This window comes from Paenibacillus sp. IHB B 3415 (genome assembly GCF_000802655.2).
GTDB classification, from domain to species: domain Bacteria; phylum Bacillota; class Bacilli; order Paenibacillales; family Paenibacillaceae; genus Paenibacillus_AQ; species Paenibacillus_AQ phytohabitans.
On record NZ_JUEI01000018.1, the window covers coordinates 102,986 to 116,880 of the forward strand.

The 13,895-nt window shown below is 51.3% G+C and carries 11 protein-coding genes; 2 read left to right on the forward strand and 9 right to left on the reverse strand.

Going from position 1 to position 13,895, the window contains the following annotated elements:
• Positions 1-2: 2 nt before the first annotated feature.
• From QW71_RS10040 to udk, 3 genes are all read right to left on the reverse strand, one after another.
• Positions 3-881: a carbohydrate ABC transporter permease gene (locus QW71_RS10040; protein WP_039296929.1), complete on the reverse strand. Its 879-nt coding sequence runs from the start codon at positions 879-881 to the stop codon at positions 3-5.
• Positions 878-1,735 carry a carbohydrate ABC transporter permease gene (locus tag QW71_RS10045; RefSeq protein ID WP_047013715.1) on the reverse strand — a complete coding sequence of 286 codons (858 nt, stop codon included), beginning with the start codon at positions 1,733-1,735 and terminating at the stop codon, positions 878-880. The genes QW71_RS10040 and QW71_RS10045 overlap by 4 nt, the downstream gene beginning before the upstream one ends.
• A 528-nt stretch (positions 1,736-2,263) precedes the next feature.
• On the reverse strand, positions 2,264-2,893 hold the full coding sequence (udk, locus tag QW71_RS10050) for a uridine kinase (RefSeq protein WP_039296931.1): 630 nt from the start codon (positions 2,891-2,893) through the stop codon (positions 2,264-2,266).
• A gap of 192 nt (positions 2,894-3,085) precedes the next feature.
• Here udk and QW71_RS10055 point away from each other — a divergent pair, with 192 nt between their 5' ends.
• Positions 3,086-4,177: a low specificity L-threonine aldolase gene (locus QW71_RS10055; RefSeq protein WP_039296932.1), complete on the forward strand. Its 1,092-nt coding sequence runs from the start codon at positions 3,086-3,088 to the stop codon at positions 4,175-4,177.
• Positions 4,178-4,266: 89 nt separating this feature from the next.
• Here QW71_RS10055 and QW71_RS37895 read toward each other — a convergent pair whose 3' ends face one another.
• The 6 genes from QW71_RS37895 to QW71_RS10085 all read right to left on the reverse strand — a co-directional run bounded on the left by QW71_RS37895 (position 4,267) and on the right by QW71_RS10085 (position 11,470).
• Positions 4,267-5,586, reverse strand: coding sequence for a glycosyltransferase family A protein (locus QW71_RS37895; RefSeq protein WP_052769959.1), 1,320 nt, complete (start codon positions 5,584-5,586; stop codon positions 4,267-4,269).
• 155 nt (positions 5,587-5,741) lie between these two features.
• On the reverse strand, positions 5,742-7,280 hold the full coding sequence (locus tag QW71_RS10065; RefSeq protein WP_039296934.1) for a lipopolysaccharide biosynthesis protein: 1,539 nt from the start codon (positions 7,278-7,280) through the stop codon (positions 5,742-5,744).
• Complete coding sequence (locus QW71_RS10070) at positions 7,270-8,403, reverse strand: polysaccharide pyruvyl transferase family protein (RefSeq protein ID WP_039296936.1); 1,134 nt, start codon at positions 8,401-8,403, stop codon at positions 7,270-7,272. Before QW71_RS10070 ends, QW71_RS10065 begins: the two co-directional genes overlap by 11 nt.
• Positions 8,400-9,455, reverse strand: a complete 1,056-nt coding sequence (locus QW71_RS10075; RefSeq protein WP_039296938.1) for a glycosyltransferase — start codon at positions 9,453-9,455, stop codon at positions 8,400-8,402. Before QW71_RS10075 ends, QW71_RS10070 begins: the two co-directional genes overlap by 4 nt.
• A 30-nt stretch (positions 9,456-9,485) precedes the next feature.
• The gene (locus QW71_RS10080) at positions 9,486-10,421 is read right to left on the reverse strand and encodes a glycosyltransferase family A protein (protein ID WP_305954195.1); all 936 of its coding nucleotides are present in this window, start codon (positions 10,419-10,421) and stop codon (positions 9,486-9,488) included.
• Positions 10,422-10,594: 173 nt separating this feature from the next.
• The gene (locus QW71_RS10085; RefSeq protein ID WP_039296940.1) at positions 10,595-11,470 is read right to left on the reverse strand and encodes an aldose 1-epimerase family protein; all 876 of its coding nucleotides are present in this window, start codon (positions 11,468-11,470) and stop codon (positions 10,595-10,597) included.
• 291 nt (positions 11,471-11,761) lie between these two features.
• Here QW71_RS10085 and QW71_RS10090 point away from each other — a divergent pair, with 291 nt between their 5' ends.
• Entirely contained in the window at positions 11,762-12,991 is a 1,230-nt protein-coding gene (locus tag QW71_RS10090) for a Zn-dependent hydrolase (RefSeq protein ID WP_039296942.1), read from the forward strand.
• The last annotated feature ends 904 nt before the right edge of the window (positions 12,992-13,895 follow it).

The following is a 13,895-nucleotide window of genomic DNA, read 5'->3' on the forward strand; positions in this document are numbered from 1 at the left end:
GATTACTTAATGCCTGTCAGCACAATGCCCTCCACAAACTGCTTCTGGGCGATAGCGAACAGAGTGACGATCGGAACCATAGCCAGGACAGAGGCGACCATCAGCAGATGCCACGGCGGAATGCGGAAACGTGATGAGGTGAGCGAGGCCATGCCGACCGGAAGCGTGAATTTGTCCGATGAGCTTAAATAGAGCACAGGAGTCAGCAGATCATTCCAGCTGTAGATAAAAGCAAAGATTGCAACGGTCGCCAGCGCCGGTGCAGACAGCGGAAGGGCGATGGTCCGCCACATCCGCAGCTCGCCGCAGCCGTCAATCCGTCCGGCGTCGAACAATTCTTCGGGCAGTGTAGAGAAGAACTGCCGCAGCAGGAAGATGTTATACGCCGAGCCGAAGAAGGCGGGGACGATCAGCGGCAGGAAGGTATCGATCCACTGCATTTTGGAGAACAGCACGAACTGCGGAATCATAATGGCCGGATAAGGCAGCATCATGGTGCTCAGCAGCAGGATGAACCAGAAGTTGTTGCCGCGTCCCCGGTATCTGGCGAACCCGTAAGCGACCAGCGCCGAAGAGAGCAGGGTGCCGAAGACGGAGAGGCCGGCGATAATCAGGCTGTTCTTGTACAGTGTGCCGAACTGTAGAGTCTCAAAAATATCTGTATAATTGCTCCAGGCCCAGCTCTCCGGCAGAAAGGTCGGCGGAAACTTCAGCATTTCCCGTTTCGATTTCAGCGAGGTGGAGACCATGAAGAACAGCGGCAGCAGCATGAGGAATGTGGTGATTATCAGTGTGATGAAGCTGGCGATTTTAACAGGATCAGCTCTCCGGCGCAGCCGGGAAGGCGGGCTAAGCGGGCGCGCGGCCTTAACGGTACTCATCGGCGGCTGCCTCCTTCATAGTGGACGTAACGGTTAGACAGCTTCATAATAACGGCCGTGAACAGCATGACGACAATTAGCAGGACCCAGGCGAGCGCGGAAGAGTAACCGGCCCGGTATTCCTTGAAGGCACTGGTATACAGATTGTAGACGTAGAACCAGGTGGAGTAGTTAGGCCCCCCTTGGGTCATGACGAAGGCTTGCGTGAACACCTGGAAGGAGTCGATCAGACCCATAATCAGCTGGAACAGCAGGACTGGTGAGATCATCGGCAGTGTAATATTCATGAAAATGCGGAAGCGTCCTGCCCCGTCCAGGTTAGCGGCTTCAATCAGGCTGGCCGGGACCCCCTGCAGACCTGCGAGGAAGAGGATCATGCCGGAGCCCGCTGTCCAGAAGGACATGATAATCAGGGCGTACAGCGCCGTATCGGGATTCATCAGCCAGGCCGGGCCGTGGATGCCGAACCAGGAGAGCATATAGTTGAAGAGGCCGATCTGCGGGTTGAAGATCCAGTACCAGAGGAGCGACATCGCAACGCCGGAGACCATGCTCGGGAAATACATCGCTGTCCGGAAGAAGCCGCGCCAGGGGATGGTCTGATGCAGCAGCAGGGCGAACCCGAGACCAAGCAGTAATTGCACCGGCACGCTGATGAAGGTATATCTTAGGGTGACTTTCACGGACCGCCAGAACAGCTCGTTATGGAACATCTCCGTGTAGTTGGCGAGACCGATGAACTTGGGCGGATGAATAATGTCATAATCGGTGAAGCTGTAGTACAGCGACGACAAGATAGGATAGAGGGCGAAGATAAGGAAGCCAACCAGCCATGGGGAAATGAACAGATACATGTAGAACGTCTGCCGCCGGCTCTCACTCTTAATCACGGACACACCAGCCTTTCTTTTCAAAAGTATAAGCGCTTTAACTTTGAGGATAAATAAAAGTTTAAAATTGCCTTTTTAATAGAAGTAAATATTAATAAGTTTAACCGCTTTAACTTTATGGCCGGCCTGTTGCACTAATCATAGTGGATGGAACGGAAATAATCAACAGTTATTTCGTTAATAAAGCGCTACCAGTCAATAAATATAACAAGTTAAAGGGATATGTTGCTGAAAATGCAGAAAATTTCATTGCGAGTACGAATATTGTGTGAGGTAATATAACATAAATAAAGGGTTTGAAGTTTGCATCTGAGCCTGTTAGCTCTATATTTAATAAATCTGCCGGAAGTGATGTTATGTATTCTTCGCAGGGGAGAATCGATGGTGATTCCGGGAAAGTAAGTGCGCCGGCCGCCCGGCTACAGCAAAAAGCCGCCCGGCATGGCCGGGCAGCTCTCATTCAACTAAGGTATGGGCAGGCGGCTGCTTTGCTTAAGTCCACTGATGATCGCCGGACAGATATTTCTCGGTCAATACGGACAGCAACTGAATCCCTACTTCATTCTGTCCGCCTTCCGGAATAATCAGGTCAGCATATTTCTTGGACGGCTCGATAAAAGCTTCATGCATCGGCTTAACTGTGGTCAGGTATTGCGTGTGGATCGAACGGATCGTCCGGCCGCGTTCCTCGATATCGCGCAGTACCCGGCGAAGGATACGCACATCGGGGTCGGTATCCACGAATACCTTAATGTTCAGCTGCTCGCGCAGCTTCTCGTCGGAGAGGACATGAAGCCCTTCAAGAATGACGATATTATTCGGTGCAAGCCGAACGGTCTTCTCGGTAGAGCGGGCATGAACGGTAAAATCATACACTGGGGCAAATGCGGCTTGTCCGGCTTTCAGACAATCTAAATGCTCTATCAGCAGTTCCGTATCAAAGGCCAGCGGGTGATCGTAATTAATCGCACCGCGTTCAGCCATGCTGAGGTAAGAATGGTCTTTATAGTAGTTATCCTGAGATATGAACGTCACTTTGTCAGATCCAAGACGGTCAATAACGGAGCGCGCTACCGTCGTTTTGCCGGAACCGGTCCCGCCGGCGATACCAATAATAAGCATGGTGTTTTTATAAACCTCCCTAAGCGATTGCCTTTGCAATTCCAATATTGTAGCACAGCGGTCAACTTATTTCACCTTGGATCAGGGGAATATCATGTGAACTTTCAAATAAATCGGGTATTTTAGCGGAAAATGATATAATTTCAAGTATTCGTACAGATCGAGCATATTTAAAGGGAGCGGATTAGCGGAATGAATGAGCAGAATGCTTTACTGGAAGCTTTTAACGGGACAGAAGTGCAGCTGGCAGGCCATGGCAAAAGAGGGGTATCCGTGCTGAAAGAAGCGCTGGCCGGAGTGGAGGATCATCTCGCTGCCGACTTGTATGGGTCAGGCGCAGTAATAGAGGATTTCCAGGCGGAGATGGCCGGGGTGCTCGGCAAGGAAAGCAGTGTATTCTTCCCCAGCGGCACGATGGCCCAGCAGATCGCCCTGCGGATCTGGAGTGACCGCAAGGGCAGCAGAAGAGTGGCCTATCACCCGCTCTGCCACCTGGAGATTCATGAGCAGGACGGGCTGAAGGAGCTGCATCATCTGGAGCCGCTGCTGCTGGCAGATAAAGACCGCCTGATCACACTGGACGATGTGAAGAATATGGGGCCGGGTATTGCCTGTCTGTTGCTTGAGCTCCCACAGCGGGAAATCGGCGGGCAGCTGCCGGAGTATGCCGAGCTGGAAGCTATTTCGGCCTATTGCCGGGAGAAGGGAATCATTCTTCATCTGGATGGGGCACGGCTGTTCGAAGTGCTGCCATACTACGGCAAGACAGCTGCCGAGGTCTGCGGGTTGTTCGACAGCGTATATATTTCCTTCTACAAAGGCATCGGCGGAATTGCCGGAGCGATCCTGGCTGGAAGCCGGGAATTCACGGAGGAGTCGAAGATCTGGAAACGGCGCCATGGCGGTGACCTGATCAGTCTCTATCCGTATATCCTGACGGCTAAGTATTATTACGGGCAGCGGATCGGCCGGATGGCCGGGTATTATGAGCAGGCCAAGGAGCTGGCTACCTTATTCAACAGCTGCCATAAGGTGTCTACGCTGCCGGAGGTGCCGGTCTCGAACATGTTCCATGTACATTTCGCGTTATCCAGGGAGCAGCTTGCTCCGGTATTGATTCAGGTGTACACAGAGACGGGAATCGGGCTGACACCGCGGCTGAAAGAAACAGGGGAAGCTTCATGCTCGTATGAGCTGAACATCGGGGATCTTTACAGCGGAGTTTCCAAGCCTGCGCTGGAGGAAGCCTTCCGGCTGCTGGATAAGCTGCTGCAGGAAGTCTAAGGCGGGCAAGAAGAAAAAGCAGCTTCCTTATAAAGGGAAGCTGCTTTTTGTGTGGAGAATTATACCTTCCATCTAGCCGGTCTGTCCCGTTAACGGTTCATCAGCGCCCGTACGAAGGAAACGCGGAGCAGCTGTTTTTTCATCAGCTTGGTGCGGAACTGGCGCTTCAATTGATTGTAGGCCTGAGGAGAGTGGTTGCTCGCCCAGCTGTACATGAACTTGAAGTCGCTGTGGCTTTTGGCGGAGTTCATCAGGTAGTAAGAGATCGTATCGTAGACGTTATGGTTGAACCACTCATTCATTTCCGCCTTGCTGTAGCCGAAGCGCTCGATGGCCATATTGCGGATGTTGCGCTTCTCCTCCAGATTCTCGATCAGGAACGACTGGCTGAGATTGAAGGTGATATTGTTGCCGTGAATCCGGTACACGCCCGCCAGCGTATCAATAAACCCGGCATCGCCGATCAGCAGCGCACGCAGGTATATGGAAGCATCGTTGACCATACTCATATTCAGAATATCCATGCTCATCAGTGCCTCGCGCTTGAATATGGCGGTTAAAGTTGATGCCGGCTTGGGATAGTTCTTCCGCTCGAAGTTCATGAAATAGTCGTGTTTGTCCGTGACGGGACTCAGCCCCAGACTGGAGATGGTGAGCTTCTGCGACTGGGAATACTCCAGGAATACGTTTGCGGCGACAAAAGACAGCTCCGGATGCAGCCGGTGTACCTTCACGGCTTTGGTGAAATAGCTGCGGTCAATGAGATAGTCATCATCGTCCAGGAACAGGATGAATTCCCCGTCGCCATGTGCGGCCAGCGCTCTGCGGCGGTTGTTGCCGGGTCCGCTGTTGGTCTCATTCTGCATGAAGATGACACGCGGTTCTGCTCCGAAGGTGGCGTTCATCATCTCCTGCGTACCGTCGCTGGAGCAATCGTCAATGACGATGATTTCAGTATGCGGATAATCCTGCCGCAGAATGCTGTTCACTGCCTGCTGCAGGAAATCTTTTCTATTATAAGTAGTAATAATTACACTGACCTTCGGATGGCTTGCGGAACCGGCGTCCAGGTTGAGTGTAGACTCCTGCGTATCAGGCCCGCTGCTGCTGAGGGCGGCAAGCCCCTGCATGAACCCGATTATCTCATCGATATGAATATTGAATTGAGTGCTGACATAATACTGGAGCGCGTCATCCGAAGCCCGGCCTGCCAGAAAGGCATCAAGGACACTGATGAGCGTCTCCAGATGTTCTTTGATTCCGGCATCACTCTCGCTGCTGCTGATATTCCTGCCCTGGCGGATAAGCTCCTCACGGGTCAGACCCCCGGCCGGCGGATGATGAATATCGTCACTCAGCTGATGCAGCAGATGCAGTCCTGCTTCATGTAAGTCCCCGCGGTGATCCATAATCAGTCCTCCTAAAAGTTTTATGGAGCAATACTTCCAGGCTCACTTCGCAATAAAACTCGCTTCGGAAGCATGGGCTAAGTTTTGTGAGCGTTGCTTCAATGAATATCCTACGAACAAAACAACATCGGAAGCATCAGCTTAGTTTTATGGCATTACAACGTCTGCCCAGCTGCAACCTTCCGCTTAAGCTTGAGCTTCGTTCTGAATTTCTTGGCGTAGCTCCAGGTATAGAGGAAGACCTCGCGTTCCATCAGAGAGCCCACCAGGAAATAGATCGGCAGAATAATCACACCCAGCAGCGCGCCCCAGAGGATTACGCCGGTGTAGGAGGTGATGCTCAGATCCAGCTTAGTCGTAATGAACACGATTGCTGCGAAGACGGCGACGTTCGTAAGCCATCTGCGGAAGGTGATCCACGGGCTGCGCTCCAGCAGCACCCGGCTGGCGTAGACCACAATATCGATCGAACGGTAGAGCAGAGCAACAATAGTCCCCATTAGCACACCGTAGATTCCGAAGAAGATTACGAACACAATCGAAGCTCCGAGGTTGATCGCCGACTCCAGAATCGAACGGAATTGTGTGTTGCGGAAATGTCCGGCAATGGTAATCAGGTTGTTCGACGACGTGCGGGCATTGGTCAGCAGCTTGATCACCACGAACAGAATCGGCAGCCAGAAGTTAATATAATTCACATCGTTGACCCCGGCGGTGTACAGCCGCATGAACGGCAGAATCAGAATGTAGACCACGGTCAGGATGGAGAAGATCAGGCCCATGAAATAGACCTCATACGCATCATAGAATTTGACAAAAGCCTCTTTGCCCTCATGATAGCTCTGCCCCAGCGCTGATTTGACACTGCCGTTGACGGTCTGGACGATATTGTCGACGATGGTGAAGATCATGTTGTACATCACGTAGATACTGACAATCTTCAGGTTGGTGAAGATCGTCAGGATCAGCACGTCCGTGTTACGGAAGACGAGATAGGAGATCTCATGCACCATGACGGAATTCTTTTGTCCAATTGCGGCAAAATCCGGTGTCATACTGAGATCCATCCATTTGTAATGCCGCTTCGCATAAATATAGAACGCGACAATCTGCAGCAGGGTCAGCACGAAGAACGAGGCCTGGACGGCGATGATGTTCACACCCTGCAGCAGCAGGATGATCCGCACCACGTTGTTCAGAATGTTCGCTACCGTAACGATAGAGGTCTCAATATAGCTTTTACCCTCGGCAATCAGGAGGACCCTGAATTTGCCCTGGAAATAATAATTAATCGCTCCGCCGAGACCGGAGAACAGGATAATGGCTACGATGCTGATACTGCTGATCTCCGAATGGATAACCAGCGGATAGATGACCGCCAGCAGCACGACCGAGATGAAATAGTAGATCCCGGTTTTTTTGTAGTAGCTGGAGGTAGCGGCCAGAATGGAGTTGATGTGACCCCTGTCGTTGCCGGCCACCGGTTTATAGAGTGCCTGCAGCGATGCCGCGCCAACTCCTGCCTCAAGCAGCGCGAAATAACTGATAATCTGCACAATCGAGGCAATCAGCCCGTTCGCTTCCGAGCCGTAGTTAACCATGATCAGGCGGGGGATGAAGAAACCGAGGATAATGGTAATCACCTGGCTAGTAAGCCCGAAGCCCAGGTTCAGCATGCTCCGTTTAGCTTTCATAGCTTCTTCTCCCTTCCAGCAGCGGTTCGGGTGTCAGATAAGCATCCAATTGCTCGAAATGCTTCTCCGCCTGGTTCGCCTGCAGCGTTACATCGAGCGTACCCGCAGCCATGCTCTCATAGACCTGCTCAGGTGTCAGCTCAGCCAAATGGGCGAAGTCCGTATACGCTCCCCCGAAATAAGCATCCTGCATGACGTTTATCATTTTGTTACTGTAAGCCACGGGAAACACCGGTTTGCCGAACACCCAGCCGAGGATCATCGCATGGAATCTGGAGGCGACAATGTAGCTTGCACCGGACAGCACGGCGAGAATCTCATCCATATCTGTTTTGTAGAGATGGGCGTGGGTGTGGGCCTGAAGCTCCGCAGGAATCAGATTCAGGATCAGACTAATCGCTTCCTGGTCCCCTTCATGCTGGCAGAAGGACATGAAATGCACATCATACCCCTGCTGAATGAAATAGATTGCAACATCTTTCATTTTTTCATAATAGAGGTTGTCAAAACCGTCTAAAGCTTTGGACGAGGGCTTGATCACGGAAATGGCAAGGGTCTTACCCGCCACAGCCGGAGCTTTTCCGCCACTGTATTTCAGCTGAAAAATAATATCCGGCGCAAGCCGCACATTGTCCAGATCTTTAAACAGGTCATAGGAATATTGCTCCCGGAAGGAGACATCGGCATAATTCTGGAAGATTTCCCTATATTGCTGGTAATAGGCCTCATCCTTATACGGACCGAAGTTCGCGCCCATCAGGTAGTAAGGTTTGCTTTTATTGCGCAGGGCTTCAGCACCAGCCACATATTCTTCCCACTGTTCACCTTGCATAAAAATAGACCCGCCGATATGCACGGTTCCGTCGCCCTGATCCGTCAGCAGCTTCTGCACGAAGTTCGGATGAAGCTTTAGTTTGCGGAAAATATAGTTGATCCCCCGCAGCAGCACGGAGTCCGAGGCATACACCTTGAGGTTGTGGAGATCTTTGAAGACGAGCTTATATTGCTGCGGGGCAATCAGCATAAACCGGGTACCGGGGTATCGCTCACATAACACTTTTATGAACAAATCATCGCCCAAATTGAACTCTGTATATGCATTGATCATCATCGTCTTCTTCATATCTTGATTTCCTTTCTGCCCATCACGGTCTTGAGCTTCTGTTTGAATTGGACCCAGTTTCTATCGATAACAATCAGCGCTCCGTACAAGGACGGGGAGATTAAGAAGGCTCTGATCTGCAGCGCGAGCTGGCGGTCGTCCCCCTGGTATTGACGTATGATCGGCCGCATCTCCTGGGGAAGTCCGGGATAACGGGCATCCATATCCTGAAGCAGGCGCCTGACATCCATTCCCGCAGTGCCGTTCAGACAGGTCTTCAGATTGTAAAAGTAGTTCTCGGTCAGCTCCCGGTTCAGCAGCAATTCGGATATCTCAGGTGTCCCGTCAAAGGGATGGGCTCTGAAATAATCAGCTACCCGCTTGAATGCGTCGACCATGTCGAATTTGTTCACGTTATACGTATTGGAGATGGAGGATGTTCTTTGCAGATAGAAGGACAGCACATCCGGAATGGATATGGCCCGCGAGGCCCGCGACAGGGCTTTGTAGATGAATTCCTGATCTTCCCCGTTCACGCAGCGCTCGGTGTAGCGGATGCCGTTCTCCAGCAGAAAGGTCCGTTTGTAGGCGATGCTGCCGGTCCAGATTCTGAGGCTTTTATGCACAAAAATATTCTTCAGCGCTTCGCTCCCCGTAGTGTCGCTTGCCGCTGAAGTGAAGTTTACAATGGTGGACTTGTCTTCGCGGACCAGACTGTAACCCCAGCAGAGAATATCTGGAGCAGCGCTCCAGGTATGGGCTTCAATGCTCTGCACCAGTCCGCTGGCGATATAATCATCCCCGTCCAGGAACAGCACATAGTCGCCGCTGGCCGCTGCAAGCCCGGTGTTTCTGGCGGCGCTCACTCCGGCATTGGCCGTGCGGATCAGCTTGGCTCTCAGGATGGGGTGCCGCGCCAGAATCGCTTCGGCCACTTCGTACGTACGGTCCGTAGAACCGTCATCGACCATAATCACTTCGAACCGCTTCTCGCTCTGGTCCAGGAGTGAATCCAGCAATGGAGCCACATAACGCTCTAAATTGTACATGGGAACTACAATGCTTACACTCATAACTCCACTCCCTTCCTGAGTTTTGACGGATTACCCGGCGGTCTGGCTGTTAAAGATCTCCTTTAGCCCCTTCTTATAGCCTTTGATAGCGGCGACATTCTTCTTGGGCTGCTCGCGGAGAATGAGGTAGAGCGTGGTCCACATCAGGGCGAGATAGCCGATGGGGCCCGACCGTTTATCCTTGAGCAGATGCACATGATTCAGCACCCGGGTATAAGCGACATCTTCGAGATTGTCCCGGGAGGCCGGAGATTCATGATGCAGCAGCTTGAGCTCAGGATTGATATACAGAGGGCCGGAGCTCCGGGCGATGCGGGACATGAGAATATCTTCGCCGACGCTGTAGCTGGTAAGCCAGGGAACGGGCTTCAGGTCCTGGATTGCCGCTTTTTTGAAGGACATATTGCAGCCATGCTGGAATTCAGTCTTGAAAATCTTCCGGGCTTTATGCCAGTTGTACATGGACCCGGCTTGACCGCTTAAGGAGAGCTTGCCGCTCGACAGGGATTGCTGGAAGGACAGCAGGCAGCGGATGGTTCCGAGGAAGCTGTTTCTCATCCCGATGGCGATACCGCCGACTCCTGCGCAGTTAGGATAATCATCGTAGGTTTGAATCAAGGTAGACAGGTAGTGAGCGGGGATTTCGACGTCATCATCCAGGAAGAGGATTTTGTCCATGGTGGACAGTTCCACTGCCTTGATCCGGGACAGCCATAATCCCCGGTCCGTCTTGCTGAAATAAGTCAAAGGATAACCGCATCCGGTAAGTAAAGCTTCAAATTCAGTAAGTACACGGGCTGGTATTTCGCCGTCATCTATAAGTATGACCTCAATGGGGTAAGTCCTGCCTATGTCTTGTTTAGTTATAGAATGAATGCACCGTGTCAGGTCCTGTACCCGATTCCTCGTGCAGATAGCCACTGACAATCCTTGCATATACTCCACTCCCTTATCCATTTCTCCCATTCTATGTGTAGTGAATTAACTACCTTAAGCTTACTATTGGCAGTAAAAGGTTGTATATACTACTTTAGTTTACTTATTGGACGGCCTGCCGCCGTAAGCGTAGGATATGGATTATAATTTGACACAAAAAGCCGGCCTTCTTGTTCTTCAGGAAACGGTGGAGCAACAACCAATTAGTTGAACGTAATCGTAAGCGAGCTTGTAGACTGGCCGCCCGGCGGCAGGGAGATGACTCCCGATTTGTCCCGGATTTCTCCGGTGAAGCCTTCACTGTCTGCCACGCCGTGCCAGGGCTCAATGCACAGGAACGGTGCGTTCTTCGGCTGCCAGATCCCGAGATCGGGGAAGTTGTGGTATGCTACGCTTACGCTTTTGGCAGAAAGCTTGCTCTTCAGCGCTACAGACTGCGAGCTTACATTCTTGAAGACGAGTGCGTCATGCTCAAACATCTCATGGTTTAGCGGCAGAATGTTCGCTTCCTGCAGGAGCGGATCGGTCTGGCCGTTAATCAACTGGCCAGTGGAATTCAGGAACAGGCGGTCTAACGTTTCCTTTTGCTCAAATTCAAGATAATAATCCGCGAAACTGCCCTCTCCGTCAATCGGGCAATTGAACGCAGGGTGGGTGCCGAGCTGGAAGAAGATTTCCTGTTCATCTGTATTTTCCACACGGTAGCTGATCTCAAGGGTGCTTCCGCTCAGGATATAGGTAAGGAACAGGTTGAATTTGTACGGGTAGACCGCCAACGTGCTCTCACTATGCGAGAGAAGGAAGACTGCCTGGGTATCGCTTGCCTCCTGCAGCGTGAATTCACTGCGTCTGGCGAAGCCGTGATTGGAAATTTTGTACGCCTGCCCGTCCGCTTTGATCTCGCCTTGGGTGGCTGCGCCGATAATAGGGAATAGCACCGGTGAACGGCCTGTCCAATAGGCGGCATCCCCGCTCCACATATATTCGGTCTCCGTATCCGTTCTTCTGAAGCTGATCAGCTCGGCTCCGAGTGAACTGATCACAGCTTCGGCTGTGCCGCTGCGCAAAAGGGTATTCATATGCTTAGCTCCTCTCAAATTATGCTTCCTACCAGCTCATATTCTATCAGACTTCCCCAATCGCGTTATAACATAACGTGAACAAATCCAAAAAAAATTATTACAGTCTGTAAAATGAAAATAATACGGAATGGTATAACATATATAGAAAGCAATAATTCTATATAAAACGAACTAAACTTGCGAATGGGTGAGAGTGACGGAGGGCTACCGCAGTCGCGAACAACACCCAAATCGGGGACTTCAAGTTCGTTTCATATAAATGAGCGTTTGAAACGGAGGAATAGGGCCATGCAGCTGCAGCAGATATTCGTGAACGGTGAGAGATTGAAGAATACGATCGAGTCATTCGCCGATTTCGGGCGGACGGACAATAACGGGGTCACCCGGTTATCGCTGTCGGAGCAGGATGTGCAGGTGCGCGGCTATTTCACTTCCTGTGCAGAAGAGCTGGGAATGGCCGTGAAGGTCGATGATATGGGGAATATATATGCCACGCTTGCGGGAAGCGAAGAAGGTCCGCCTATAGTGATCGGATCGCATCTGGATACCGTCAAGAAAGGCGGCAGATTCGATGGGGTGCTCGGGGTAATCGCCGGTCTGGAAGTGGTAAGAACCTTGGTCGACCACGGCATTAAGCCTCGCTTGCCAATAACAGTGATGAATTTCACCAACGAGGAAGGTGCCCGCTTCGAGCCGTCGATGATGGCTTCAGGTGTTTTGGCGGGCAAGTTCGACAAGGCAGAAATGCTGAAGAAGAAGGACCCGGAGGGTACGACCTTCGGTGAAGCGCTGCAGGCCAGCGGCTATGCGGGCGATGCGGAGAACAGGATCAAGGAAGCAACGGCTTATCTGGAGCTGCATATCGAGCAGGGTCCTGTGCTGGAGAGAGAGAATCTCAAGATCGGCCTGGTTGACTGTGTTGTTGGAATGGCCTGTTATGAAATTGAAGTGACAGGCGAATCGGACCACGCCGGTACTACGCCGATGGATATGCGGAGGGATGCGCTTTTTGCCGCTACAGATATTATTACGGAGCTGCGGCGGAAGCTGGCTGTACTGGACTCCGAGCTGGTCTATACAATGGGAAGAATGAACGTGCTGCCTAATATTCATACCGTTATTCCGAACAAGGTGATCTTCACCGTGGAAGCCCGACATAAGGATATGGATATTGTCCGTGAAGTAGAGGCGATTATTAACGGTCTGCCTGAGGAACTGCTGGAGTGCAGTGTGTCGAAGACGAAGCTGTGGGGACGCGATACCGTATGGTTCGATCCGGAGGTCTGTGCCCTGGTTGAGCAAGCGGCGCAGAAGCTGGGCTACAGCAGCAAGAAGATGGCCAGCGGAGCGGGGCATGATGCCCAGTTCGTGGCCGGATTCCTGCCGTCGGCGATGATTTTTGTACCCAGTGTGAAAGGGAAAAGCCACTGCGAGGAAGAGCTCACTTCTTATGATGAGTGCGAGATGGGCGTGAATGTGGTGCTGGAAACGGTGCTGGCGGTGTTGGCTGGCTCCTGATATAGGCCCGGCAATGCATGGATATGGATATGATATAGATATGGATATGGATATGGATATAGATATGGTATAGATATAAACATAAACATAAACATAAACATAAACATAAACATAAACATAAACATGGAGATCAAAGACACCTAGACGGTGTCTTTTTTCTTTTTTTTTTGGAATTTATGATATTCGTCCTTTGTGGATAATATGTGCATAAATCTGTGGATAAGTTTCTTGGGAACTTGGAATTTGTAGCAAAATTGTCTGAAGGACGAATTTTATTGTCTCAGAAGCCCCGCTGAAACCCTCTGATCCCGCCGAAAAGGGATGGTACGTGGACGAGCCGAATGGATGCGAAAAATCGAGTACAATGTGCCAACGATAGGTAGGCGAGCCAAATGTATGCGAAAAATCGAGTACAATGTGCCAACGATAGGGTAGGCGAGCCAAATCTATGCGAAAAACCGAGTACAATGTGCCAACGATAGGTTAGAGGGAGCGAATGTATGCGAAAAACCGAATACAATGTGCCAATGGTAGGCTAGAGGGAGCGAATGTATACGAAAAACCGAGTATAACGTGCCAACGATAGGCTAGAGGGAGCGAATGTATGCGAAAAACCGAGTATAATGTGCCAACGAGAGGGTAAACGAGCCCAGCGTATGCGAAAAACCGAGTACAATGTGCCAATGATAGGCTAGACGAGCCCAATGTATGCGAAAAACCGAGTACAGTGTGCCGACGATAGGCTAGAGGGAACGAATGTATGCGAAAAACCGAAGGGATAAAACCCCTGTGATTCCGCCGGATGCCAGCGAAAGGAGAAACGAGGAGTAGTAGTCTGCATGGAGCAAGGCGAGTTCGCTTTAAAAGTAACATAAGCTCCAAAGCTCCAGCTTGATTCGCCCGT

What these genes read in the sequence shown, in the direction of transcription:
- QW71_RS10040 (WP_039296929.1), bottom strand. Translation starts at nt 881, where the DNA reads ATGAGTACCGTTAAGGCCGCGCGCCCGCTTAGCCCGCCTTCCCGGCTG.
- QW71_RS10045 (WP_047013715.1), bottom strand. Translation starts at nt 1,735, where the DNA reads ATGTATCTGTTCATTTCCCCATGGCTGGTTGGCTTCCTTATCTTCGCC.
- udk (WP_039296931.1), bottom strand. Translation starts at nt 2,893, where the DNA reads ATGCTTATTATTGGTATCGCCGGCGGGACCGGTTCCGGCAAAACGACG.
- QW71_RS10055 (WP_039296932.1), top strand. Translation starts at nt 3,086, where the DNA reads ATGAATGAGCAGAATGCTTTACTGGAAGCTTTTAACGGGACAGAAGTG.
- QW71_RS37895 (WP_052769959.1), bottom strand. Translation starts at nt 5,586, where the DNA reads ATGGATCACCGCGGGGACTTACATGAAGCAGGACTGCATCTGCTGCAT.
- QW71_RS10065 (WP_039296934.1), bottom strand. Translation starts at nt 7,280, where the DNA reads ATGAAAGCTAAACGGAGCATGCTGAACCTGGGCTTCGGGCTTACTAGC.
- QW71_RS10070 (WP_039296936.1), bottom strand. Translation starts at nt 8,403, where the DNA reads ATGAAGAAGACGATGATGATCAATGCATATACAGAGTTCAATTTGGGC.
- QW71_RS10075 (WP_039296938.1), bottom strand. Translation starts at nt 9,455, where the DNA reads ATGAGTGTAAGCATTGTAGTTCCCATGTACAATTTAGAGCGTTATGTG.
- QW71_RS10080 (WP_305954195.1), bottom strand. Translation starts at nt 10,421, where the DNA reads ATGGGAGAAATGGATAAGGGAGTGGAGTATATGCAAGGATTGTCAGTG.
- QW71_RS10085 (WP_039296940.1), bottom strand. Translation starts at nt 11,470, where the DNA reads ATGAATACCCTTTTGCGCAGCGGCACAGCCGAAGCTGTGATCAGTTCA.
- QW71_RS10090 (WP_039296942.1), top strand. Translation starts at nt 11,762, where the DNA reads ATGCAGCTGCAGCAGATATTCGTGAACGGTGAGAGATTGAAGAATACG.